Source organism: Agromyces sp. NPDC056523, assembly GCF_042794545.1.
Taxonomy (GTDB): domain Bacteria; phylum Actinomycetota; class Actinomycetes; order Actinomycetales; family Microbacteriaceae; genus Agromyces.
On sequence record NZ_JBHTTM010000001.1, the window covers coordinates 119,760 to 144,084 of the forward strand.

Sequence of the window (24,325 nt, forward strand, 5' to 3'; positions counted from 1 at the left end):
CGCGCGGAGCCCCGCTGGCCCGCGCGCTACGAGGACCGGCGGACGGCCACGACCGCTGCGGACTCGCCCGGAAGCACGAGCATGCCGTCGGCGGGCACGACGTCGGCGACCGCGGGTCCCGTCGTGAGCAGTACCTGGGCGGGGCCGTCGAACCTCGCCTCCCAGGGCACGAGGCCGAGGTTCGCGAGCACGACCACGCGCTCGCCGGCGTCGGGGGCGCCGCGCTCCATGCGGAAGCGCTTCGTCGCGTCATCCGCCCACGCCCTGGTGTGCGCGAACGCCGGGTCGGTGAGCTCGGGCCTCGCACGTCGTAGCGCGAGCAGGCGACGGTGGAGATCGAGCAGGCGCGCGTGGGCGCCATCCGGATCTTCCGGTTCGAACCAGTCGAGCTTCGACCGCTCGAACGTCGCCGGATCCTGCGGGTCGGGCACGACCGCCTCGTCCCAGCCCATGCGCGCGAACTCCGCGATGCGTCCCTCGGCGGTCGTGCGGCCGAGCTCGGGCTCGGGATGCGACGTGAAGAACTGCCACGGCGTCGCCGCGCCCCACTCCTCGCCCATGAAGAGCATGGGCGTGAACGGGCTCGTCAGGTTGAGGACGGCGGCGACGGCGAGGCGGCGCTCCCCCATCGCCGGTGAGAGGCGGTCGCCCGCCGCACGGTTGCCGACCTGGTCGTGGTCCTGCGTGAACGTCACGAGCCGCCACGCCGGCAGGGCCGGATCGATCGGGCGACCATGGTCGCGGCCCCTGAACGACGAGAACGTGCCGTCGTGGAAGAAACCGCCGGAGGTCGTCTTCGCGAGCGCGTCGAGCGAGGCGAAGTCGGCGTAGTAGCCCGAGGTCTCGCCGGTGAGGGCAACGTGCATGGCGTGGTGATGGTCGTCGCTCCACTGGGCGGTGAGGCCGTAGCCGCCGGCCTCACGCGGCATGATGAGCGCCGGATCGTTCAGGTCGGACTCGGCGATGAGCGAGAGCGGCCGGCCGAGATGGGCCGACAGCGCGTCGGCGTGCTCGGCGAGCTCCTGCAGGATGTGCAGCTCGGAGCTGTCGCGCAAGGCGTGCACCGCGTCGAGCCGCAGCCCGTCGACGTGGAAATCGCGGAGCCACGTCATCGCGTTGTCGACGATGAACCGGCGCACCTCGGGCTCGTCGAGGTTCACCGAGTCGCCCCACGTGTTCCGCTCGGCCGCACGGAGGTAGGGACCGAAGCGGGGCAGGTAGTTGCCCGACGGTCCGAGGTGGTTGTGCACGACGTCCTGGATGACCGCGAGGCCCCGCGCATGGCACGCGTCGACGAAGCGCTGGTACGCGGCCGGCCCGCCGTAGGCCTCGTGCACCGCGAACCACAGCACTCCGTCGTAGCCCCAGTTGTGCGTGCCGTTGAACGCGTTGACCGGCAGCAGCTCGACGAAGTCGATGCCGAGCTCGACGAGATGGTCGAGCCGTTCGACCGCGGAGTCGAGCGTGCCTGCGGGCGTGAACGTGCCGAGGTGCAGTTCGTAGATCACGCCGCCCGCGAGCTGCCGGCCGGTCCACGCGGCATCCGCCCACTCGTGCGCGCCGAGGTCGAATGCAGCACTCGCCTCGTGCACGCCGTGCGGCTGGCGCCGCGAACGGGGATCGGGCAGCGCGCGCTCGTCGTCGTCGACCACGAAGCCGTACTCGTCGCCCGGGGCGAGGTCGACGTCGGCGTGCCACCAACCGTCGTCACCGCGTTCCATCCCGAGGTCGGGGTGTCCTTCCCGCCGCAGCGCGACGCGCGCCGGGATCGGTGCCCAGACGTCGACGGTCATCGTGCCTCCTCGGAGTCGGCCGGAGCGAGCAGCGCCACGGGGTACGTCGCGAGCACGTCGGCGAGCGGGAGCGCGCCACCCTCGTACCGGCGCCCGGTGAGCATGTCGACGAGCGGCGTCCGCGGCGTGATCACGACCGTGTCGCCCCAGGCGCCGGGCGGGGCGGATGCCGCGGGCGCGGCGTCGACGCGGGCCGCGAGGCCGATCGGCAGGCGGGTCGCGACGGTCACCGCTCCGCCTCGGTCGAACGCGATGGCGTGCCGCGACGCGAGGTCCACCACGTCGAGCGGACGGTAGCGCGTGAACCACTCGGGCCGGTCGCGCCGGAGCCGCAGCGCGCGCGACGTGACGAGCAGCTTCGCCGCCGCCGTGTCGTCGACCGCCGGCAGCTCGCCGCGCGCCACCGCCGCGTCGAGGTCGGCCAGCATGCGCCGCCTCAGCCCGAAGTCGACCGGGCGCCGGTTGTCGGGGTCGACGAGGCTGGTCTCCCACAGCTCGCTGCCCTGGTACACGTCGGGCACGCCGGGCATCGTGAGCTGCAGCAGCTTCGCCGAGAGCGAGTTCGACCAGCCCGCCGGCGCGACCCACGCCACGAACGCGTCGAGGCGCGCGCGGACGCCGGGATCGTCGAACGCCCGGTCGATCACCGCGTGCATGCGCGACTCGAAGGCCTCGTCGGGGCGCGTCCAGTGCGTCGAGACGGATGCCTCGCGCGAGGCCTTGTCGGCGTAGGCGTGCGCCCGCTCGCGCTCGAGCGGCCACGCGCCGATGAGCGCCTGCCAGACCAGCGCGTCGAACGGCCCGTCGCCCGTCGACCCCGCGCCATCCGTCGATCGCAGCCACTCGAGCTCGTCGGCCCAGCGCTCGGGCACCTCGGCGAGCGCATCGATGCGTGCGCGCACGTCCTCACCGCGCTTGGTGTCGTGCGTCGAGAGCGTGGTCATGGAGTGCGGCCACTCGGCGAGGCGTCGCTCCTGCCTTGCATGGAAAAGATCGACGGTGATCGCGAACTCCGACGGGTCGCCGCCGACCTCGGTCAGCGACCCGAGCCGCGTATACCGGTAGAACGCCGTGTCCTCGACGCCCTTGGCCATGACCATGCCGCTCGTCTGCTGGAACCGGATCGCGACCGGGTGGACTGGGTCGGCGAGAAGTGGCAGCAGCGCGTCGATCGCGGCGCCGAGGTCGGGACGGTGCGCCCGCGCCATCCGCGCCGCCGCATCGAGGTGCTGTCGACCGGCGGGCAGGTACGAGCGGTAGACGGGGAAGCACGCGAGCAGCTCGGCGAGCGCATCGGCCGCGTCGGCCGGCCGGGGCTCTGGCAGCAGGCGCTCGAGCCGGAGGACCTCGCTGCGCAGGATCCCGTCGGCGATGCCGCGCTTGGTCTCGTGGATCAGCTCGTGCCAGTCGGTCGGGCCCCCGATGCCGGTCTCGTCACGGAGGCGGGCATCGAGCGCGTCGAGCGCGGCCTCGCCGTCGGGGTCGATCAGCACGCGGTCCACGTCGGCGAGCGCGTCGTACCCCGTCGTCCCGTCCGTCCGCCAGTGCGGCGGCAGGTCCTCGTCGCCCTCGAGGATCTTCTCGACGAGCAGGTACGCGTCGCCCGTGGCCTCGGCCAACCGATCGAGGTATTCCGCGGGGGCGGCGAGCCCGTCGGGGTGATCGACCCGCAGTCCGTCGGCGAGGCCGTCGCGCACCCAGCGGACGATTTCGGCGTGCGTCGCGTCGAACACCGCCGGGTCCTCCACGCGGATGCCGGCGAGCTCGTTCACGGCGAAGAAGCGCCGGTAGTTGAGCTCGGCGTCGGCGCGCGTCCAGTGCACGAGCTCGTAGTGCTGGCGGTCGTGCACGGCCGCGGCGTCGACCTCGGCGCCGTCGTCGGCCGAGCCGGGCGCGAGCGGGAAGCGGTGATCGAAGTACCGCAGCTCGCCGTGCTCGACCCGCAGGTCGCCCGCGTTCGCCGCCTCCTCGACCGTTCCGCCCAGCACGGGGATCCGCAGTCGCCCGCCCGTGAGCGCCCAGTCGACGTCGAACGCGTCGGCGTGCGGGGAGTCGGGGCCGTGCTGCAGCAGGCTCCACCACCACGGGTTCTGCGCGGCATCCGCCACCCCGACGTGGTTGGGCACGATGTCGACCAGGATGCCGCGACCACGGCCGTGCGCAGCATCCGCCACCGCCTCGAGACCCGCCGGCCCGCCGCGCGCCTGGTCGACCTCGTCGTGCCCGACGACGTCGTACCCGTGGTCGGACCCAGAGCGCGACGGCAGGATCGGCGAGAGGTAGACCCAGTCGGCGCCGAGCGCGTCGAGGTAGTCGACGACGGATGCCGCGTCGTGCAGGTCGAACGACGGTCGCACCTGCAGCCGGTACGTGGAGCGCGGTTCGCGGCCGCGGTTCACGCGCCCGCCTCGGGCTTCGGCGCCGGCGCCTCCTCCTTCGACGCGGCCACCATCGCCGACAGCGACGCCGCGACGGAGTGATCGACCTCTTCGGGGGTGGGGTCGTGCTGGCACAGCACGACGAGCGAGCGCTGCTCGAGCGGGATGGTGCCGCCCGGCTCGATCGGATCGCTGTCGGCCCGCTTGCCCGCGGTGTCGATCAGCACTTCCCACTCGGGCGAGAACTCGTGCATCGGGAGCGTGAACTCGACCGTGTCGTCGTGTGCGTTGAACAGCACGATGAAGTGCCGGTCGACGATGCGCTCGCCGCGCCGGTCACGCTCGCGGATGCCCTCGCCGTTCAGGAACACGCCGATCGCCTTGCCGAAGCCGGCGTCCCAGTCCTCGGGCTCCATGGTCGAGCCGTCGGGCCGCAGCCACACGATGTCGGGCACCGGGTCCCCCTCGCCGCGACGCACGGGGCGCCCGTCGAAGAACCGGCTGCGCCGGAACGTCGGGTGCTCGGCGCGCAGCTTCGCCACGGCCGCGGTGAACTCGATGAGCGGCTGGTCGGCGTGCACCCAGTCGACCCAGCTCAGCGCATTGTCTTGCGCGTACACGTTGTTGTTGCCCTGCTGCGTGCGGCCGAGCTCATCGCCGTGCAGCAGCATCGGCACACCCTGCGAGAGCAGCAGCGTCGCGATGAAGTTGCGCTGCTGACGCCCCCGCAGCGTGAGGATCTCGGGGTCGTCTGTCGGGCCCTCGACGCCGAGGTTGTACGAGCGGTTGTGCGATTCGCCGTCGTTGTTGTCCTCGCCGTTGGCGTCGTTGTGCTTCTCGTTGTACGAGACGAGGTCGCGGATCGTGAAGCCGTCGTGCGCGGTCACGAAGTTGATGGAGGCCACGGGGCGACGCCCCGAGTGCTCGTACAGGTCGGCCGACCCGGTGAACCGCGACGCGAACTCGCCGAGCGTCGCGGGCTCGCCACGCCAGAAGTCGCGCACCGTGTCGCGGTACTTCCCGTTCCACTCGGTCCACTGCGGCGGGAAGTTGCCCACCTGGTACCCGCCGGGTCCGACGTCCCACGGTTCGGCGATGAGCTTGACCTGCGAGACCACCGGATCCTGCTGCACGAGCTCGAAGAAGGTCGAAAGCTTGTCGACGTCGTAGAACTCGCGGGCGAGCGTCGACGCGAGGTCGAACCGGAACCCGTCGACGTGCATGTCGAGGACCCAGTACCGCAGCGAGTCCATGATGAGCTGCAGCGCGTGCGGGTGGCCCACGTTCAGCGAGTTGCCGGTGCCCGTGTAGTCCAGGTAGTACCGCTTGTCGTCGTCGACGAGCCGGTAGTAGGCGGCGTTGTCGATGCCGCGCATCGACAACGTGGGCCCGAGGTGGCTGCCCTCCGCGGTGTGGTTGTAGACGACGTCGAGGATCACCTCGATGCCGGCGGCGTGGAGGCCCTTCACCATCGCCTTGAACTCCTGCACCTGCTCGCCGCGCTGCCCGGTCGACGCGTAGGCGTTGTGGGGCGCGAAGAACGCGATGGTGTTGTAGCCCCAGTAGTTCGACAGGCCCTTCTCCTGCAGCGTGCCGTCATCGACGAACTGGTGCACCGGCATCAGCTCGATCGCGGTGACGCCGAGCTTGACGAGGTGGTCGATGACGACCGGATGGCCGATGCCCGCGTAGGTGCCGCGGATGTCGTCGGGGATCCCGGGGAGCGTCTCGGTGAGTCCCTTCACGTGGGCCTCGTAGATGAAGGTCGACGCGTACGGGGTGCGCGGATGGCGGTCGCCCGACCAGTCGAAGAACGGGTTCGTGACCACGCCGAGCATCATGCTCGCCGCCGAATCGTCGTCGTTGCGGCCGTCGGGCTTGCCGAACGGATAGCCGAACAGCGACTGGTTCCACTCGAGCGCGCCGTCGACCGCCTTCGCGTACGGGTCGAGGAGCAGCTTGTTCGGGTTGCACCGGAGCCCCTCGGCGGGATCGTTCGGCCCGTGCACCCGGTAGCCGTATCGCTGGCCCGGCTGGACCTGCGGCAGGTACGCGTGCCAGATGAACGCGTCGACCTCGATGAGTTCGACCCGGGTCTCCACGCGGTCGTCGTCGAACAGGCAGAGTTCGACGCGCTCGGCGACTTCACTGAACAGCGCGAAGTTCGTTCCGTTGCCGTCGAACGTCGCGCCGAGCGGGTAGGTCGATCCGGGCCAGGTGTGCAAATTCGTCCCCCAACGGTCAGCCTCACGCCATCGTAGGCGGCGCAGATGACGGCCCGAGGCGCCTTGACATGCGGCGCTGCATGCACGAACGGCCGGGGTGCGGGCTGCCGCACTCCGGCCGTTCGGGACGTCAGCGCCGTCGGCGGCGCGTGCCCGTGCTACTCCTCTTCGGCGGAGCAGACCGAGGCGACCTCGCCGGCTGCCTCCTGCACTGCGGCCTGCTGCTCGGCGAGCGCGTCGGGATCCTGTTGGAGCGTGGTCGTCTCAGGGTCCTCCTCGGACGGGGCCTCCTCGAGGCCGTCGGCGTACTCGCCCACACCCTCGAGCGTGGCCGCGAAGTCGTCGACCGCGGTCTCCAGGTCGTCGCTCTCGGCCTCGTCGGCCGCTTCGGTGACGCGCGACTTCGCCTCCTCGAGGTACTCCTCGAGCTCATCGGCCGAGGTCGCCGACGCGAGGGTGTTCTGGACCCCGTTCGAGATGTCGCGCACGTGCCCGGCGACCGTGGTGCAGTTGTCTTCGGTCGACCCGGCGGTGTCCCCGCCTCCGCCCCCTGCCGCGCATCCGGACAGCGCGAGCGCAGCAGCGAAGACCAGTGCGGTGGGCATGGCGAAACGTTGCATCGCAGACTCCTTCGTTCTCGTGAAACAGAGTGGAGTCTACGCTTCGCCACCGACGGCGGCACGGGGCCGGGCCGCACCCCCAGATCGGGGCATGTTCAGGTGTTTGAACGCGTGAATCGTTCTTCTCGACACGGGATGCCGCTTACCGTCGAGGATGGCCAGCCCGCCCGGGCGCGCCGCGGACCTCAGAAAGCGGAACCCACCCATGCAACGAACCCTGACCCGAACGGGGATGGTCGGCGCGTTCGCGGCGCTGACCGTCGCGTCGGTCCTCGGCACCTCGCTCGTCGCGAACGCCGACAACATCCAAGATTCGATCGAGACGACGACCCAGGCGCTCGTGCTGGCAGCCGGAAGCGGCGTCTCGAAGACTGCGCAGATCAAGCTGGTCGGCAACAACTCCATGCAGGATCCCGACGACGGCTGCAACATCGACTCCGGCGAGGCGCCGCTCGTCCTCGACGTGATTACCCCGTCCGGTATCACTGCCAACCCCGACCCGCTCTCGATCACGTCGTGCGGAACCGACTTCGCCGTGTCGTTCACCGCCTTAAGCACCGCGGTCGGCGGCAACGCGACGGTGCAGATCGTGTCCGGCCCGGCCGGCGGCGGCACCTACGCCAACCAGGTGAGCATCCCGATCACGGTCACGTACCCGAACACGCGACCCACCGTCACGGTCCAAGGCGTGGCGGCGGGGAGCTACGAGATCGGCTCCGAACCCAGCCCGACCTGTTTGGTCGTCGACGCCGAGGACGGGACTGCCTCGTTCGTCGCTCCGATCTCCGGAACGCTGACGAACGGGCTCGGCACGCTCACGGCGACCTGCGACTTCACCGACCAAGGCGGTCTCAAGGCGACCACGGCGTCCGTGACCTACACCATCGTGGACACCGGGAGCCCGACGATCTCGCATGTCCTCTCCCCCGTCGCGCCGAACACGAACGGCTGGTTCAAGACTCCGGTCGGCATCGACTTCACGTGTGCCGACGCCGGTGGCTCCGGCATCCAGTCGTGCGGTCCGGACACCACCCTCGGTGACGGCGAGGACCAGTCGTACACGGGCACCGCGGTCGACTTCGCAGGCAACACCGAAACCGACGTCGTCTCCGGGATCAACGTCGACTCGGTGGCGCCGACGATCAACGGCGTCCTCTCGCCGGCCGCGCCGAACGGCTCCAACGGCTGGTACACCAGCACGGTCGGCGTCGACTTCCAGTGCGATGACGCCCTCTCGGGCATCGCCAGCTGCGACGGTGACACGACGATCATGGACGGCGCGGACGGCGGTGCGACCGGAACCGCGCTCGACCTGGCCGGCAACACCGCGGAGGCGTTCGTCTCCGACATCGACGTCGATACCGTCGCTCCCACGATCCAGGGCAGCCTCGCCAACGCGACGCCGGCGAGCGGATGGTTCAACGCCCCCGTCACGGTCACGTTCACGTGCGACGACGCCACCTCCGGCGTCGCGAGCTGCAACGACGACATCGTGGTCGGCGAGGGGAAGGACCTGTCGGCGACGGGTACTGCGGTGGATGTCGCCGGACTCACCAACACGAGCACCGTGTCGGGCATCAACGTCGATGGGACGAAGCCCACGGTGGCGTTCGTGGGCGACTTCGGCTCGACGCACTACTTCGGCGCGGTCCCCGCCGCTCCGAACTGCATCGCCGAGGACGCGCTCTCGGGTCTCGTGACGCCGTGCGAGGTCACCGGCGGCGGGACGGGAGTCGGCACGCACGAGTTCATGGCCACGGCGACCGACAAGGCCGGCAACACCGCCACGACCAAGCTGACGTACGAAGTGCTCGCGTGGACCCTCAAGGGCTTCACCAGCCCGGTCGACATGGGCTCCGTGTGGAACAGCGTGAAGGGCGGCAGCACCGTGCCGCTGAAGTTCGAGATCTTCACGGGCTCCACCGAGCTGACCTCGGTGACGGCGGTCAAGAAGTTCACTGCGGCGCCGACGACCTGCGCGGCCACGAACTTCGCCGAGGACACCATCGAGGTCACCTCGACCGGCGGCACCCAGCTCCGCTACGACTCGACGGCCGGTCAGTACATCCAGAACTGGGCGACGCCGAAGAGCCCGGGCACGTGCTGGCGGGTCACGATGACCGCGCAGGATGACTCCTACCTCGTGGCGTACTTCAAGCTGAAGTAAGCCCTCCCAGACCGGAAGGCCCCGAGCACACTCACGCCGCTTGGGGCCTTCCGCTTGTCACTCGCCGCTGAGCAGGCGGAGCGCGCTCTCGCGGTCGCGCACCGCGAGTTTCTTGAGCACGGATGACACGTGCACGCGCACGGTCGTGGACGACAGGAAGAGCCGGGTCGCCACCTGCTCGGTGCTGAGCCCTTGGCCGAGCAGCTCCATGACCTCCCACTCCCGGGCGCTGAGCTTGCCCGCCGCCGGCGAGGATCGGCCGAACCGCCGCCGCGTCGGAGCGCGGAACTCGTCGAGCACGCGCGCCACGAGCGCCGGCGGCATCGCCGCCTCGCCGGCCAGCACGCCGCGCAGCGACGCGACGAGGGTGGCCGGGTCGGTCTCCTTGAGCAGGTAGCCCACCGCACCCGCGCGCAGGGAGTCGAACAGGTCCTCGTCGTCACGCGACTGCGTGAGCATCACGATCGCGGTGTCGGGTGCCGCGCGCCGGATCTCCTGGGCCGCGCGGATGCCGTTCCCCGGCATGTGGATGTCGAGCAGCGCGACATCGGGTCGATGCCGGACCGTGAGCTCGATCGCCTCGTCGGCGTTCGTCGCGGCGCCGACCACGTGGCATCCGCCGGCCTCGAGGCCCCGGCGCACCGCGGCTCGGAGCCTCGCATCGTCATCGGCGATGATCGCCCGGAAGGCCTCCGCTACCACGTCACCGTCACCACGCAACCTTCTCCCGGCGACGATCGGATCTGCAACTCGCCGGGCAGGCCACGCGCGCGGTCGTCCATGCTGACGAGCCCGTACCCGCCGGTCTCCGTCGCGGCGGCGGATGCCGAGGCCGACTCCCGGTCGAACCCGGATCCGTCGTCGGTGATCGTGAGCCGTCGTTCGCCGTCACTCCGATCGAGCTCGATGCGCACATGGTTCGCGCCGCCGTGGCGCACGCCGTTCAGCACCGCCTCGCGCGTGATCCGCATGAGCGCGTGCCGCTGGTCGCGGTCGACCTGGATGGAATCGTCGAGGTCGACCTCGAGGTCGACGCGGTGGCGCTCCGCGAGTTCGCGGGCGGTGCGGTGCAGGACGAACCCGAGCGACTCGTCGCCGACCTGTCCGAGCGCGTTCACGGCCGCGCGCGCCTCGTCGAGCGCTCGTTCGGTCGCGTCGGTGATGTGCCGCTTCGATGACCCCGGCGGGATGCCGTTCGTCTCGATGCGGATGTACGCGAGCTCCTGCAGGAGACCGTCGTGCAGCTCGCGCGCGAGCCGGCGCCGGTCCTCCCGGACGGCTGATCGCGTCTGGTCGCTCCAGTAGTGCTGCAGCTCACGCAGCGCGCCGATCATGAGCAGCAGGTAGCAGGCGGTGCGGAGCAGGTCCCCCGTGTAGAGCCAGTCGGTGTAGATGGACGGGAAGAGGAGGTAGTTGATGCGCGCGAACGCCGCGAGCGTGAACGCGGGAGCGAGCCAGCGCAGGAGCTCGTCATCGCGCCGCGTCGCCTGGCGGGCGAAGCTCAGCGAGGCGACGAGGAAGCACACCGCGCCACCGGCCTGGATCACGAGCAGCACCGGATGTCCCGTGATGAGCGGCGTGACCGCATCGTCGGGCAGCTGGTCGAGTGCCACAGGAAGGACATCGCGCACGGCCCACAGCAGCACGGAGCACACGGCGATCAGCAGCGCCGGCGCGGCGAGCGTCCACCGCCGGAGGACGGGCGGCGCGGTCCGCGCCCCGACGAGCGCCGCGGCCAGCACGAGGATCGCGCCGCAGACGCGCACGATCAGGGGCAGCCAGATGTTCAGGCGTCCGTCCCGGATGCCGAGCAACTCCTCGACGACATAACTGAGCCCGAGGCCCGCCACGGCGAGCAGCAGCATCGCCTCGGTGAGCAGCCAGTCCTGCAGGCGCCCTCCGCGCAGGAATCGGTTGTGCAGCAGGTACGCCACCAGCAGGGCGATGCACGCATCGACCGAGTCGAGTACGAGGTGCAGTGAGCGATTGGGGAACCCGAACGGGACCGTCGGGCTGAAGAGCAGCAGCGCCGTGACGAGGATGCAGAACACCCAGACCGCGATGGTCAGCGGGTACCACGGACCTCGCCGCGGGGCCACGATCACCGTGCCGCGGCCGATCGGGGGCGGCGATTCGGCATGGGTCGGCGGCCCGCCCTCCCCCGAGGTGGTACCGCCATCGACGCCCATCGATCAGCTCCGAAGGTTCCGTTCCCCCCGCCGGCTCGACGCCGTCCGGTGGCCCGAGTCTATCGGGGCGGCAGGAGCGGGCCAGCGGCTTGACGCGGCGGGGCGCGTCGCGGCATGCTGCTGAGTTTCGGGCCTGCGCGCCCGAGCCCACCCGGGGAGAGGTGATGCTCAGCCGCGGAAGGCGGCGAGGCCGGTCAGGTGCTGCCCGATCACGAGCGTGTGGACCTCGTCGGTGCCCTCGTAGGTGCGTACCGATTCGAGGTTGTTCGCGTGCCGCAGCGGCGAGTGGTCGAGCGTGATCCCGTTGCCGCCGAAGACGGTGCGGGCGTCGCGGGCGATGTCGATGGCGATCCGCGTGTTGTTCAGCTTCGCGACCGAGATCATGTGGTGCTCGAGCCGGCCCGCGTCCTTGAGGCGGCCGAGCCGCAGCGCCAGCATCTGGGCCTTCTGGATCTCGAGCGCCCAGTTCACCAGTTTCTGCTGGGTGAGCTGGAACGCCGCGATCGGCTTGTCGAACTGCGTGCGCTCCAGGGCATAGTCGAGGGCCTGGTCGAAGCTGTCGCGCGCGGCGCCGACCGCGCCCCAGGCGATGCCGTACCGCGCCTCGTTCAGGCACGAGAACGGACCCTTGAGCCCCACGACGCCGGGCAGCACTGCGTCCTCCGGCAAGCGCACGTCGACGAGCTCGATGTCGCACTGGACCGAGGCCCGCATCGACAGCTTCGGCTGGATCGCCGTCGCCGTGAAGCCGGGGCTGTCGGTCGGCACGATGAAGCCGCGGACGCCGTCGTCGGTCTTCGCCCAGATCACCGCGAGGTCGGCGATGGTCGCCAGCCCGATCCAGCGCTTCGCCCCGCTCAGGATCCATTCGCCGCCCTCGAGGCGCGCGTTCGTGACCATGCTCGAGGGGTCGGAGCCGGCCGTGGGCTCGGTCAGCGCGAAGCATCCGATCACCTCGCCCCGCGCCATCCGGGGCAGCCAGGTCGACTTCTGCTGCTCGGATCCGAAGCTCCGGATCGCGGACATGGCGAGCGACCCCTGCACCGACACGAAGGTGCGGATGCCGGAATCGCCGGCCTCGAGCTCCTGCATCGCGAGGCCGTACTCGACGGCGGAGCGCCCGGCACAGCCGTAACCCTCGAGATGCATGCCCAGCAGGCCGAGCTCGGCCATCTCGGGCACCAACTCGACAGGGAAGACGGCGCGGTCGAACCAGTCCGCGATGTTCGGGCGGATGCGCCGGTCGACGAACTCGCGCACGATCGCGCGCACATCGAGCTCGGCCTCGTTGAACTCGTCGTCGAGGTTCATCAGGTCGCTGGCGGAACGCAGGCCGGCAGGCGTGGTGGTCACAGGTCACTCCCCTTCGAGTCGCTGGTACGAGTGTGCGGCAGACTCGTCCCACTTGTGCGGCCGGATGGCGCATCCGGTCATGATCGATGCCGGTTCGGTATCAATCGCGGATGGCACGGCCGCCGTTGGCCAGACTGGGCGCATGACCGACGATCTCGAAGCGCTGTTCGGACGGCCCGCGACCGGCCCGCTCGCGGGGATCGTCGTCGCCGACCTCAGCCGGGTCCTCGCCGGGCCGTACGCGACGATGCTCCTCGCCGACATGGGCGCCCTCGTCATCAAGGTCGAGAGTCCGCGAGGCGACGACACCCGCGGGTGGGTGCCGCCCCTGCGCGATGGCGAGGGCACGTACTTCCTCTCCGTCAACCGCAACAAGTACTCGATCGCACTCGACTTCGCCGATCCGGCGCAGCTCGACGTCGTGCACCGGATCGTCGAGCGCGCCGACGTGCTCGTCGAGAACTTCAAGCCCGGTGCGCTGCGGCGCTTCGGCCTCGACCACGAGGCGGTGCGGGCGAGGCATCCGCGTCTCGTCTACGCATCGATCACCGGTTTCGGCACCGCCGGCGGGATCGACCTGCCCGGGTACGACCTCCTGGCGCAGGCGGTCTCCGGGCTCATGGACGTGACCGGCCGACCCGACGGCGCCCCGACCAAGGCGGGCGTCGCGCTCGTCGACGTGATCACCGGACTGCACGCGACCGCCGGCATCCTCGCTGCGCTCAACGCACGCCATGCCACGGGGCGCGGCGACCGCATCGAGGTGAACCTCCTGTCCTCGATCCTCTCGGGCATGGTGAACCAGACGTCGGCTTTCGTCGCCGGCGACGTCGTGCCGCGCCGCATGGGCAACGCGCATCCCAGCCTGTCGCCCTACGAGCCGTTCCCGACCGCCGATCGCGACCTCGTGCTCGCCGTCGGCAACGACGCCCAGTTCGCGCGCCTGTCCGAGGTGCTCGGGATGCCGCAGCTCGCCGACGACCCGCAGTTCGCGACCATGGGCGCGCGCAACCAGCATCGCGAGGCGCTGCGCGCGCTCCTCTCGGAGCGCCTGCGCACGCGCGGAGCCGACGAGTGGTTCGAGCTCCTCCGAGCGGTCGGCGTGCCGAGCGGGCCGATCCTCGGCGTCGACGGAGGCGTGCGGTTCGCCGAGGGCCTGGGGCTCGAGCCGGTGGCGGTCACCGGCCGCGGGTCGCGCGCGATCCCGACGGTGCGCCATCCGATCGCGTACGCCAGCGGCGAGGTCGACTACTCGCAGGCGCCGCCGCACCTCGACGGCGACCGCGAGCGCGTCATGGCCTGGCTCGATCGCTGATCCGGCCGCTCGGCGGCGGTGGCGACGTCGGCGGCGCAGTCAGCGACCGTCGGGCAGCATGCGGCGGGATGCCTCGATCGCGACCCTCAGCGCAGGGCTGTCGTTCCCGGTCCGCCAGGCCAGCCGCACCTCCACGGCGCCGAGGTCGGGGTCGAGCTCGCGGAACACGACGCCGCTCGTCGGCAGGTTGTCGCGCACGCCCGAGAGCGTGAGCGCGATCCCGACTCCGGCATCGACGAGCAGCAGTTCCGTCGCCGAGTCGGCGACCGTCTGCACGATCCTCGGGACGAACCTGCCCTGCTGCCCGAGCAGGTGCAGCCGATTCGACAGCGTCGCGCCGCTGCCGCCCGGCAGCACGACCCACGGCTCGTCGGCGAGGTCCTCGGCGACGAGCTTCGTGCGGCGGGCGAGCCGATGCGACTCGGGCAGTGCGACGAGCAGCTGCTCGCGCGCGAGGATGCGGGAGTCGATGCCGGCGGGCAGGTAGTCCCACCGCCCGATGACGGCGTCGAGCGAGCCGTCCATGAGTCGTCCGAGGCCGGCGTGCGAGAGCTGCGCGCTGTGCAGCTCCACCGACAGGCCCGGTCGCTCGCGCCGCACGCCGCGCGCGAGCTCGGCGACGAGGTGGTTCACGGAGGCACCCGAGAAGCCCAGTCGCAGGCGGCCGATCTCGCCGGCGTCGGCGCGCCGGGCGATCTCGGTCATGCGCTGCGAGAGCATGACGAGCTCGCGAGCGGGTTCGACGAGCGCCTCGCCCTGGGGCGTGAGCCGGACGTTCCGCGTGCTCCGCTCGAACAGGGGAACGCCCAGTTCGGCTTCGAGGCCCCGGATGATGCGACTGAGCGGCGGTTGCGCCATGTGCAGGCGGGTGGCGGCCCGCCCGAAGTGCAGCTCCTCGGCGAGGGTGATGAAGGCCTGCGCCTGCTGGATGTCCACGGTCCTCACAGTAGGACCGCGGCCAGGCGCCGTCACTCCAGTGGGGCCTGCCGCGGGACGACCTCGCATGCCACGATGGGGATGGAACGTCCGGGGGGACGGGGACGGGGACGTCATGGGTGGATACCCGAACATCGAGGATCATGGGCTCATCGGCGATCTGCAGACCGCCGCGCTGATCGACACGAACGGCACGATCGATTGGTTCTGCGCGCCGCGGTTCGATTCGCCGAGCATCTTCGGCTCGCTGCTCGACGCGGACGGCGGCGGGTTCTGCCGGATCCGGCCGGCGACCGATGACTTCGTGACCCGCCAGCTGTACCTGCCCGACACGGCGATCCTGGTGACGCGCTTCATGACCGAGGCCGGAGTCGGCGAGGTCGTCGACTTCATGCCCGTGACGGGCACCGAGGCGACCGACCGCCATCGGCTGGTACGCCTGCTCCGCGTGGTGCGGGGAACCATGGACTTCGAGGGGGAGATCCAGCCGCGGTTCGACTACGGGCGCGCCACCCACGAGATCCACCCCGGCGACGGCGCGGGCGTCGTGTTCACCGCGGGCGACCAGTCCCTCACGGTCCATCGGATCGGCGATCCCGTGCTGCACGGCACCGCGCGGGCCGGCACCGTCGAACGCGTCGGCCAGGGCATCCGGATCACCGGCAGCCTGAACGCCGGCGAGACGACCGGGATCGTCCTAGAAACCGGAGGAGCCGCTCCCCAGAGGATCCCGCCCGACGAGGTCGAGGCGCTGCTCCTCGAGACGAGCCGGTTCTGGAAGGACTGGACGGGCCGTTCCACCTACCGAGGGCGCTGGCGGGAGATGGTCGAGCGCGCGGCGATCACCCTGAAGCTGATGACCTACGCGCCCACCGGTGCGCTCGTCGCCGCGCCGACGGCCGGGCTTCCGGAACAGGTCGGCGGCGAGCGGAACTGGGACTACCGGTACACGTGGGTCCGGGATGCGTCGTTCTCGGTCTACGCGTTGCTCGGCCTCGGCTACACCGAGGAGGCCGCGGCCTTCGGTGTCTGGTTGATGGACCGGATCCACGAGAGCGTCCGCGAGCGGTCGGGGAGACTGAACATCGTGTACCGGGTCGACGGATCGTCGGACCTCGTCGAGGAGAGCCTCGAGCACTGGGCCGGCTACAAGGGATCGAGGCCCGTGCGTATCGGCAACGGCGCGGCCGACCAGCTGCAGCTCGACATCTATGGCGAGGCGATGGACTCGATCTTCCTCGCCGACTCGAACGGCCTCGAGGTCGCGAACGTGGCGTGGCGGAACATGACCGCGATGCTCGATTGGGTCTGCGACAACTGGGACCAGCCCGAGGAGGGGATCTGGGAAACCCGGGGAGGACAGAAGCCCTTCACGTACGGCCGCGTCATGTGCTGGATCGCGCTCGACCGTGGCATCCGCCTGGCGCAATCACGCGGCCGACCGGCGCCGATCGCGCGATGGCAGGCGCAGCGCGATGCGATCTACGAGCAGATCATGACGAGGAGCTGGGACGGGGATCGCGGCGCGTTCGTCCAGCACGAGGGAACGGAGGTGCTGGATGCGTCGCTGCTGCGCATGCCCATGATGGGGCTCATGGCGCCCATGGACCCGATGTGGTTGTCGACGCTGCGCGCGATGGAATCGGAACTGGTCTCCGACAGCCTCGTGTACCGATACAACCCGAGTGCGTCGCCCGATGGGCTGCGCGGTTCCGAAGGCACCTTCACGATGTGCTCCTTCTGGTACGTGGACGCGCTGGCGCGATCGGGACGGCTCGAGGAGGCCGAGCTGACCTTCGAGAAGATGCTGACCTATGCGAACCACCTCGGCCTCTACTCCGAGGAGATCGGCCTCACCGGCGAGCAGCTCGGGAACTTCCCCCAGGCGTTCAGCCACCTCGCGCTCATCAGTGCGGCGATGAACCTCGACGCCCAGCTCGATCACGGGCCGGGTCCCGTCAGCCCGGTCCTGGACCTGGCGCGCCGCGCGGCGACGCAACTCGACGGCAGTGCGTCCTGGCGCTTGGGCGACACATCCGACTGAAGCCCGAAGCCGGCGAGGACCTGGGGTACGCCCGCGGCGGACGAGCTCGTCGCCGAGGTCGGCGGATGGCGCGGACCCTGGCACTGAGCGGTGGTCAGCGGCCTCCCGGATTCGCGTACGCGATGTGGACCGTGTCGATGAGCCCGTCGAACGCGAACGGCATGCGGTCGGCGTAGTGCCGGGACACGGCGCCGCCGTAGGCCCGACCGATGTCGAGGCAGTCGTTCGCCGAGAACAGCAGGGGTGCGCTGACGGGTACGGTCCCCGATCCGACCTCGGTGTCGTCGACCCGGAGCGTGACCCTGAGGGGGCCGCCCGGCCGCGGCTCGACGTAGGTCGTCTCGATCTCGATCGCGACCTCGCCGGCGGGGATCGGCTGCGCGGATCGGATCGTCGTGCGCTGGATCAGGAACAGGTTGTACTCGTAGGTGAGCACGCCGTCGGCGAAGAAGCACGTGAGCCCACCGCCGGCACCGCCGAGCTTGTAGAGCACGCCGTTCGCCCGCTCGGCCAGCCGCAGCCGTATGGTGACGGCGTTCGGACGGTTGCCCAGGGCCGGTGCGCAGAACTCGGGCACGCGCACGGTATCGCCGCTGAGCTCCCACTCGGTGTACGGCGGGCTGATCCGATCCTCGGGATGCAGCGCCGGCACCCAGAGCCCGCCGCCGATCGGCAGCGCGTCGTTCCGCGCCGCCTCGATCGCGAACAGCTCCTTCAGCTCGGCGAGCTTCTCGGGATGCTCCGCGGCGAGATCCCGCGCCTGGCTCCAGTCGTGGTCGAGGTCGTAGAGCTCCCACGGGTCCTGGTCGGGAGTCCACGTCGCGATGCCCGGAGGCGCGCCCGGCACCCACGGCAGGCGCGGGCCGAGCGCCGACGCCATCCACCCGTCGGAGTAGACGGCCCGGCTGCCCATGATCTCGAAGTACTGCGTGCGACGGCGGCCCGCGGCATCCGCATGGTCGATGGAGTACGCGAGGCTGACGCCGTCGATCGGGTCCTGCGGGATGCCGTTGACGGAGTCGGGGTGCGAGATCCCGATGATCTCGTAGATCGTCGGCACGATGTCGACCACGTGGTGGAACTGCGTCCTCGGTTCCCGGTCGGGTGCGATGCGACCGGGCCACTGCACGAACATCGGGTTGCGCGTGCCGCCGAGGTGCGAGGCGAGCAGCTTCATCCCCTGGTACGGCGACGAGCCCGCCCATGCCCAGGCGGCGTGGTACTGGTTGTCGGTAGCCGGCGTGCCCAGCGCGTCGAGGCCGCCCAGCTCCTCGAGGGCTGCGATGTGCTGATCGACCGTCGACGGGATCATGTTCTGCGCGAGCAGCTCGCTGATGGTGCCGTTCTGGCCCTCGCCCGACGACCCGTTGTCGCCCCAGATGTAGATGATGATCGTGTCGTCGCCGTAGCCGAGACGCTCGAGCTCGTCGATGAGCCGGCCCGCCTGCACGTCGGCGTGCTCGCCGAAGCCCGCGGCGACCTCCATGAGTCGGCGCTGGAACGGCTTCTGGTGCTCGGGGATGTCGTCCCACGCCGCGAGGCTCTCGGGCCGGGGCGTGAGCTCCGCGTCGGCGGGGATCCAGCCGGCGGCCTTGGCGCCCTCGTGCGCCCGTTCCCGGTACGCGTCCCAGCCGTCGTCGAAGGCGCCGGCGTAGCGGTCTGCCCACTCCTTCATGATGTGGTGCGGCCCGTGCAGCGCGCCCGTCGCCCAGTACATGAAGAACGGCTGGTCGGGCTTCAGGGCCTTGTGGTTGCGCAGCCAGGCCATCGCGTCGTCGGCGATGTCCTCGCTGAGGTGGTAGCCCTCCTCGGGCGTCTTGGGCGGCAGCACCGACGTGGTGTTGCGCACCAGGTTGGGTTCGTACTGGGATGCCTCGCCGGCGAGGAACCCGTAGAAGTGTACTCGAACCCGTAGCCGGTCGGCCAGCGGTCGAACGGCCCCGCGACGGTGGTCTCCTCGGCGGGCGTGTTGTGCCACTTGCCCCAGGCGCCCGTGGCGTAACCGTATTGCCGGAGCACCTCCGCCATGGTCGCGCTGCTCTTCGGGATGTGGCCGGAGTAGCCGTCCCAGTCGTTCGCGAGCTCGGCGATCTGGCCGTTGCCGACGCGGTGGTGGTTGCGGCCGGTGAGCAGCGACGCCCGCGTCGGCGAGCACATCGCCGTGGTGTGGAACCGGTTGTAGCCGACGCCCCCCGCGCGGACCCGATCGAGCGTCGGCGTGCGCACGGCGCCGCCGAGCGTGGTCGGCAGCGCCGGGCCCGCGTCGTCGATCAGGACGATGAGCACGTTCGGGGCGTCGGGCGGAAGGTGATACTCGGGCGGCTTCGGGCTGTACGTGGACTCCTGCATGGTGCGGCCTGCGACGCTGCCCGATGCCGGCGGCGCGAATGGCAGGGTGCGCTCGGGCGGGAGGGGCGGCCCGATCACGGAAGCGCGCGTCTCATCGGGCATGGTGGACTCCCCCTTGGTCACCGAACGGATGCGAGGAGTCCGAACCGTCGTCGGCGTACCGGAGACGGGTATCCGAATCTCCTCGCTCGTCCGCAGCCTAGGCAGGGGGAGTCGGGGCCGTGAGGCTTTGGTCCCGCTCGCGCTGCGGCACGCGATGACCAGGCGGCGATGTCGTCCGGAACGCTCCGGTGATTCCGGCGTCAGTCGGATGAGCCTGACCGGCCGCCGTTCGCGGCGGCCCGATGCTCGGCGAGGTCACGGGACAGCTCCGCACGGCTCTCGGCAAGGTCGAGCATGCCCCGGGACTGTTCTGCGCGCGCGGCGGCTCGTTGCTCGGCGAGGTCGCGAGACAGCTGCGCCCGGCTCTCGGCGAGGTCGTGGAGTCCCGAGCGCAGCTCTGCGATCTGTGCGCTCGTGAGCTGCCGGACGGGTGCACCGGGACCCGATTGCTGTGCGCACGAGGCGAGTGCGAGCCCGGCCGTGACCGTGATGATGGCGGTGGCGATGATGCGTTGGGTGTTCTGCGTGGTGTTCATGAGCGCACCCTCTCGCCGGCCGGTACTCGTCGCGCGTTCGATCGGTATTCGTCGGGTACTCGCCGGCGCGACCCATCGTTGACGCGCCCACCTCCCGGTTCAAGAATGCACACGTGGGCATTCACGTGCTCGGCGCAGTCGAGATCGACGAAGGACCGCTCAGCCCGCGAGACCGGGCGGTGCTGTCGGTGCTGGTGCTCCGCCACGGTGAGCCCGTCGCGCCGGCCGTGATCGCCGATGCCGTGTGGGGTGAGCATCCTCCGGAGACCTGGCCGAAGCAGGTGCAGACCACGATCGTGCGGTTGCGGGCGAGCCTCGGACGTGCGTCGATCGCCACCTCGTCGATCGGGTACGTGCTCGACGGAGACCCCGAGGCGATCGATGCGGTCCGCTTCGAACGGTTCGCACGCCGTGCCTCGGAGCTGCGCTCCCGAGGCGACCCCGAGCGCGCCGTCGACGAGTGCCGACGCGCCCTTTCGCTATGGCGCGGCACCGCCTACAGCGCGATTCCGTCATGGGGGCCGGCCGTCATCGAGGCGGCGCACCTCGACTGCGGGGAGCACCACAGCGTGATCGCGAGCGCCGAAGCCCTGGTGCGCGAGCAACCGTTGCGCGAACGCCGGTGGAGCCTGCTCGCGACCGCGCTCTACCGCAGCGGACGTCAGGCCGACGCCCTCGCCGCCCTGCGGGCCGCCCGCGTGCGGTTCGCCGACGAGCTCGGGATCGAGCCCGGCCCGGAGCTCGCCGCCCTGGAGGGCGCGATCCTGCACCACGATCCCTCCCTCGTGCCGCCGCCCCGCGGTCCGCAGGCGAGCGCGGATTGCCCGTACAAGGGCCTGCGTCCGTACGGGGTCGAGGACGGGGAGGAGTTCTTCGGTCGCGACGCCGATATCGCTGCCGTCCTCGTTCGCCTCGACCGTGGGCCGTTCATCGCGGTCTCGGGGCCATCGGGGTGCGGCAAGTCGTCGCTCGTCCTCGCGGGCGTCGTCCCCGCCCTCGCTCGTCGAGGTCTCTCGGTACGGGTGGTCTCGCCCACCAACGCGATCGCCGAGCAGCTTCGCGACACGCTGTTCAGCCGACGCAGCGCCGACGTCGTCGTCGTCGACCAGCTCGAGGAGCTCTTCCACGGCGGGTTCCCGGCCGATGAGGTGCACGTGGTCGGCGGGCTCATCGCCGAGGCGGCCGCGTCCCGGATCGTGGTGGCAACCGTACGGTCCGACTTCCTGGACGAATGCACCGCGGAGCCGTCTCTGGCGCCCCTGCTCGCGGAGGGCGTCCACCTCGTCGGCGCGATGAGCGGACCGGACCTTCGCGCCGCGATCGAAGAGCCGGCGCGGCGGGCCGGGCTGCGGCTCGAGGCCGGCCTGACGGAGCTGATCCTCCGCGACGCCGCCGGGCACAGCACCGCACTCCCGCTGCTCTCCCATGCGCTCGTCGAGACGTGGCTCCGGCGTGAGGCGAGCGTCCTGACGGTCGCGGGCTATGAGGAGGTCGGAGGACTGACCGGTGCGATCGCCCGGACCGCCGAACAGTTGTTCGGCGACCTGTCCCCGACGCAACGGGACGCCTGCAGGTCGACGCTCCTTCGGCTCGTCGAACTCGGCCCAGACGGACAGCCCCTGCGGCGGTACGCGAAGGCGAGCGTGCTGAACGAGGACCCGGTGCGTGCCGCCGTCGTGGCTCGCCTCGTCCAGGCGCGACTCCTCAGCGCATCCGACGACACCATCGCCGTGACGCATGAACTCCTCGCCATCGCCTGGCCCCGTCTGCACGACTGGCTCGAGGAGGACGCCGCGGGTGCGCGCCTCCTCGGCAAGGTGACTGAGGCGGCCGACGCATGGGAAGCGGACGGCGAGCGGGAGGAGGACCTCTACCGCGGCGTCCGGCTCCAGAACGCGCTCGATTGGCGTTCGGCGACCGACCCCGACCTGACCTCGACCGAGTCCCGATTCCTCGACGCGGCCGAATATCGGGCCCTTCACGAAGAGGCCGAGGCGCGCACCCAGCTGCAGCACGATCGGCGGCAGAACCGCCGCCTCCGCGTCCTGTTCGGGGCCACGGCCGGACTCCTCGGGCTCTCGTTGCTCGCCACGCTCCTCGTCGTCGGCTCGACGCAGGAGGCCGATCGCCAGCGCGAAGCCGCCGTCGTCGAGGCGGTCGTCAGCACGTCGTTCGCGCTCCGCGAGTCCGAGCGAGACGTCTCCGCACTCATCGCCGCCGAGGCGTACCGCCGGTGGCCCGACGATGCGCGCGCTCGAAGCGCCCTACTCGGCGTCTTCACGGCCGCACAGGGGTTCCTCGGGAACCGGTACGTGCCGGGAACGGACTCGATCGCCGGGGCGGTGATCGCGGATACCGGGCTCGCGGTCGTCGTCCGCGACGACGAATCGGCCGCGGTCGTCGACATGGAATCCGGGCACACGGTGCGGGAGCTCGACGTCGGCACGCCGCCACGCGTCCGGCTCCCACCGCTCGTTCGGGTGAGCGCCGACGGCCGTCACGCCGCGATCCTCCGGCCCATCGATGCTCCGACTGAACCGGACGGAATTCCCCGCGCCGGCGCCGTCGGGACCTTCGAGTTCCTGCTCGTGGACCTGACGACGGGTGGACTCCGCCTCGGGCCCATCCTGCTCGAATCCGGTGCGAAGGCGCTCGCCCTGAGCCGCGACGGCCGACACGCCGCCGTTGCGGATTCGCACATCGAGGGCCGCGATCTCGGCGTGGTCACCGTCGCGATGATCGACCTCGAGTCGGGCGAGTTCCGTACGATCGAGGGCATCCCGCGCGCCTCCGAGAACCTGCTCTATCCCGTCTCCATCGCCTTCGCCTCGGACGGGCGACTCGTCGTCGGGACCGGCGCCGCCCGGCTCTCCATCATCGACCCCGACTCGGCCGGCATCGTCGCGAGCATTCGGGTCCCCGAAGCGTCGACCAATGCCGCGATGGCGACGACAGACGACGGCCGCCTGATCGCCAGTGGCGGGGACGCGCTCGTCGCGGTGGATCTCTCGACCGGGGAGCAGCTGTGGTCGCGGGAGTTCGCGACCGCTCAACCCGCGCCATGCCCATGGCTCGCGGTCGCACAGACACGGTCGACGGTCTTCTGCGGCGACCTCTGGGGCGGGATCGAGGAGAGCTCGCTCGACACGGGACTCCCGACCGGTCGACGACTGGATACGCAGCTCGGCGCGGTCGGCCCGCTCACCGTGTCCCCCGACGGCGACGAACTCGTCGCGATCGGCGCCGGGTCCTCGGCGATCTCCCGCTGGAGCCTCGACGGCTCGGGGGCCATCACCCGGATGATCGCGCGCGGACAGGTCGTGACGGACGGCTACGACCCGTCGGGAACGTCGATCCTCGTGGCCGAACGCGCTCCCTGGACGACCGAAGGGAGCGATCTCACCACGCACTCGGTGTGGGATCCGAGCACCGACACCGCACGCCTGCGTGTTCCGGGCATGGGCAGCTTCGTCTCCTGGGTGGACACGGACGCGCTGTACGGGTTCGTCGACGGGCTCCCCCGCTTCTCGTATCTCGACGCCGCGACCGGTGCGCCCCTCGAGGGCGACCCCATTGATCCGTTCGTGGTCGGATGGTTCCGCGATTCCGGGCGTCGCTTGTACGTCGCCGACGTCACCGGTCGGGTTACGCCCTTCGATCCGGACACACGACGCCGCGTCGAGCCGGAGATGCGATTCGACGGCCTTGCCGTCGCGATCAGTGCGAGCGCCGATGGCGCGACGCTCGCCATCACGACGGAGAAGGACGGCGTCTCGACCACCCAGCTCGTCGACGCTGCGACCGGTGCGGCGATCTCGCCCGAGCTCACCGGACCCGAGCTCACCGTGATGGCCGGACCCGGCGAGCTCATCGCGGCCGACGACGACCGCCTGCTCCGATACAGCGTTCCCGAGCTGGAACCGATTGACGCGCTCCCGGGCCCACAGGGCGGCCTCATGAGCCTCCAGGTCAGCGACGATCGCCGAACACTCGCAGCAGGGGCCAGCAACGACACCGTCACCCTCTACGACCTCGCGAGCGGGATCCGCCTCGGCGATCCCATCCCGAGCGGATCCCCGCTCATCACCCCTGGGTACCTTCGGCCGGATGGGCGCGAGTTGCTCGTGAACATGCGTGACGGCGTCGCCGTGTGGAACCTCGACCCGGACGCCCAGTTCGAGGCGGCCTGCCGACTCGCCGACCGTAACCTCACGCGGGAGGAATGGGCGACCTACTTCGGCGCAATCGCACCGTACCGCGAGACGTGCGGTTGACCGGGTCCCGTGATGGTGGAACGCGTGTCACCGGTCCTTCGAGC

Annotated in this window: 15 protein-coding genes; 4 read left to right on the plus strand and 11 right to left on the minus strand. The window is 70.7% G+C overall.

Features of this window, described 5'->3' with window-relative positions; all coding sequences use genetic code 11:
- Nucleotides 1–26 precede the first annotated feature (26 nt).
- From treZ to ACFQ58_RS00595, 4 genes are all read right to left on the minus strand, one after another.
- Nucleotides 27–1,793, minus strand: a complete 1,767-nt coding sequence (gene treZ, locus ACFQ58_RS00580) for a malto-oligosyltrehalose trehalohydrolase (protein ID WP_376948489.1) — start codon at nt 1,791–1,793, stop codon at nt 27–29.
- Complete coding sequence (treY, locus tag ACFQ58_RS00585; RefSeq protein WP_376948491.1) at nt 1,790–4,192, minus strand: malto-oligosyltrehalose synthase; 2,403 nt, start codon at nt 4,190–4,192, stop codon at nt 1,790–1,792. Before treY ends, treZ begins: the two co-directional genes overlap by 4 nt.
- Entirely contained in the window at nt 4,189–6,396 is a 2,208-nt protein-coding gene (gene glgX / locus ACFQ58_RS00590; RefSeq protein WP_376948493.1) for a glycogen debranching protein GlgX, read from the minus strand. Before glgX ends, treY begins: the two co-directional genes overlap by 4 nt.
- Nucleotides 6,397–6,554: 158 nt before the next feature.
- Entirely contained in the window at nt 6,555–7,016 is a 462-nt protein-coding gene (locus tag ACFQ58_RS00595; protein ID WP_376948495.1) for a hypothetical protein, read from the minus strand.
- Between the two features lie 205 nt (nt 7,017–7,221).
- Here ACFQ58_RS00595 and ACFQ58_RS00600 point away from each other — a divergent pair, with 205 nt between their 5' ends.
- Nucleotides 7,222–9,183, plus strand: a complete 1,962-nt coding sequence (locus ACFQ58_RS00600) for a PxKF domain-containing protein (protein ID WP_376948497.1) — start codon at nt 7,222–7,224, stop codon at nt 9,181–9,183.
- Nucleotides 9,184–9,240: 57 nt separating this feature from the next.
- Here ACFQ58_RS00600 and ACFQ58_RS00605 read toward each other — a convergent pair whose 3' ends face one another.
- The 3 genes from ACFQ58_RS00605 to ACFQ58_RS00615 all read right to left on the minus strand — a co-directional run bounded on the left by ACFQ58_RS00605 (nt 9,241) and on the right by ACFQ58_RS00615 (nt 12,683).
- The gene (locus tag ACFQ58_RS00605) at nt 9,241–9,885 is read right to left on the minus strand and encodes a response regulator (protein WP_376948499.1); all 645 of its coding nucleotides are present in this window, start codon (nt 9,883–9,885) and stop codon (nt 9,241–9,243) included.
- Nucleotides 9,879–11,372 carry a sensor histidine kinase gene (locus tag ACFQ58_RS00610; protein WP_376948501.1) on the minus strand — a complete coding sequence of 498 codons (1,494 nt, stop codon included), beginning with the start codon at nt 11,370–11,372 and terminating at the stop codon, nt 9,879–9,881. Before ACFQ58_RS00610 ends, ACFQ58_RS00605 begins: the two co-directional genes overlap by 7 nt.
- Before the next feature lie 168 nt (nt 11,373–11,540).
- A complete protein-coding gene (locus ACFQ58_RS00615) occupies nt 11,541–12,683 on the minus strand; it encodes an acyl-CoA dehydrogenase family protein (protein ID WP_376950310.1) in 1,143 nt (380 codons plus the stop codon).
- Between the two features lie 184 nt (nt 12,684–12,867).
- On the opposite strand from ACFQ58_RS00615, the gene ACFQ58_RS00620 reads away from it, so the two are divergent.
- Nucleotides 12,868–14,040 carry a CaiB/BaiF CoA transferase family protein gene (locus ACFQ58_RS00620; RefSeq protein WP_376948503.1) on the plus strand — a complete coding sequence of 391 codons (1,173 nt, stop codon included), beginning with the start codon at nt 12,868–12,870 and terminating at the stop codon, nt 14,038–14,040.
- Nucleotides 14,041–14,079: 39 nt separating this feature from the next.
- On the opposite strand, the gene ACFQ58_RS00625 is transcribed toward ACFQ58_RS00620, so the two are convergent.
- Entirely contained in the window at nt 14,080–14,976 is an 897-nt protein-coding gene (locus tag ACFQ58_RS00625; RefSeq protein WP_376948505.1) for a LysR family transcriptional regulator, read from the minus strand.
- Between the two features lie 115 nt (nt 14,977–15,091).
- On the opposite strand from ACFQ58_RS00625, the gene ACFQ58_RS00630 reads away from it, so the two are divergent.
- Nucleotides 15,092–17,020, plus strand: a complete 1,929-nt coding sequence (locus tag ACFQ58_RS00630) for a glycoside hydrolase family 15 protein (protein ID WP_376948507.1) — start codon at nt 15,092–15,094, stop codon at nt 17,018–17,020.
- 94 nt (nt 17,021–17,114) lie between these two features.
- On the opposite strand, the gene ACFQ58_RS00635 is transcribed toward ACFQ58_RS00630, so the two are convergent.
- The 3 genes from ACFQ58_RS00635 to ACFQ58_RS00645 all read right to left on the minus strand — a co-directional run bounded on the left by ACFQ58_RS00635 (nt 17,115) and on the right by ACFQ58_RS00645 (nt 20,007).
- The gene (locus tag ACFQ58_RS00635; protein WP_376948509.1) at nt 17,115–18,869 is read right to left on the minus strand and encodes a sulfatase-like hydrolase/transferase; all 1,755 of its coding nucleotides are present in this window, start codon (nt 18,867–18,869) and stop codon (nt 17,115–17,117) included.
- On the minus strand, nt 18,758–19,471 hold the full coding sequence (locus tag ACFQ58_RS00640; RefSeq protein ID WP_376948511.1) for a sulfatase-like hydrolase/transferase: 714 nt from the start codon (nt 19,469–19,471) through the stop codon (nt 18,758–18,760). Before ACFQ58_RS00640 ends, ACFQ58_RS00635 begins: the two co-directional genes overlap by 112 nt.
- Before the next feature lie 200 nt (nt 19,472–19,671).
- Nucleotides 19,672–20,007 (minus strand): hypothetical protein, encoded by a 336-nt coding sequence (locus ACFQ58_RS00645; protein ID WP_376948513.1) that lies wholly within the window; start codon nt 20,005–20,007, stop codon nt 19,672–19,674.
- A 113-nt stretch (nt 20,008–20,120) separates the two neighbouring features.
- Here ACFQ58_RS00645 and ACFQ58_RS00650 point away from each other — a divergent pair, with 113 nt between their 5' ends.
- Complete coding sequence (locus ACFQ58_RS00650; RefSeq protein ID WP_376948515.1) at nt 20,121–24,281, plus strand: BTAD domain-containing putative transcriptional regulator; 4,161 nt, start codon at nt 20,121–20,123, stop codon at nt 24,279–24,281.
- The last annotated feature ends 44 nt before the right edge of the window (nt 24,282–24,325 follow it).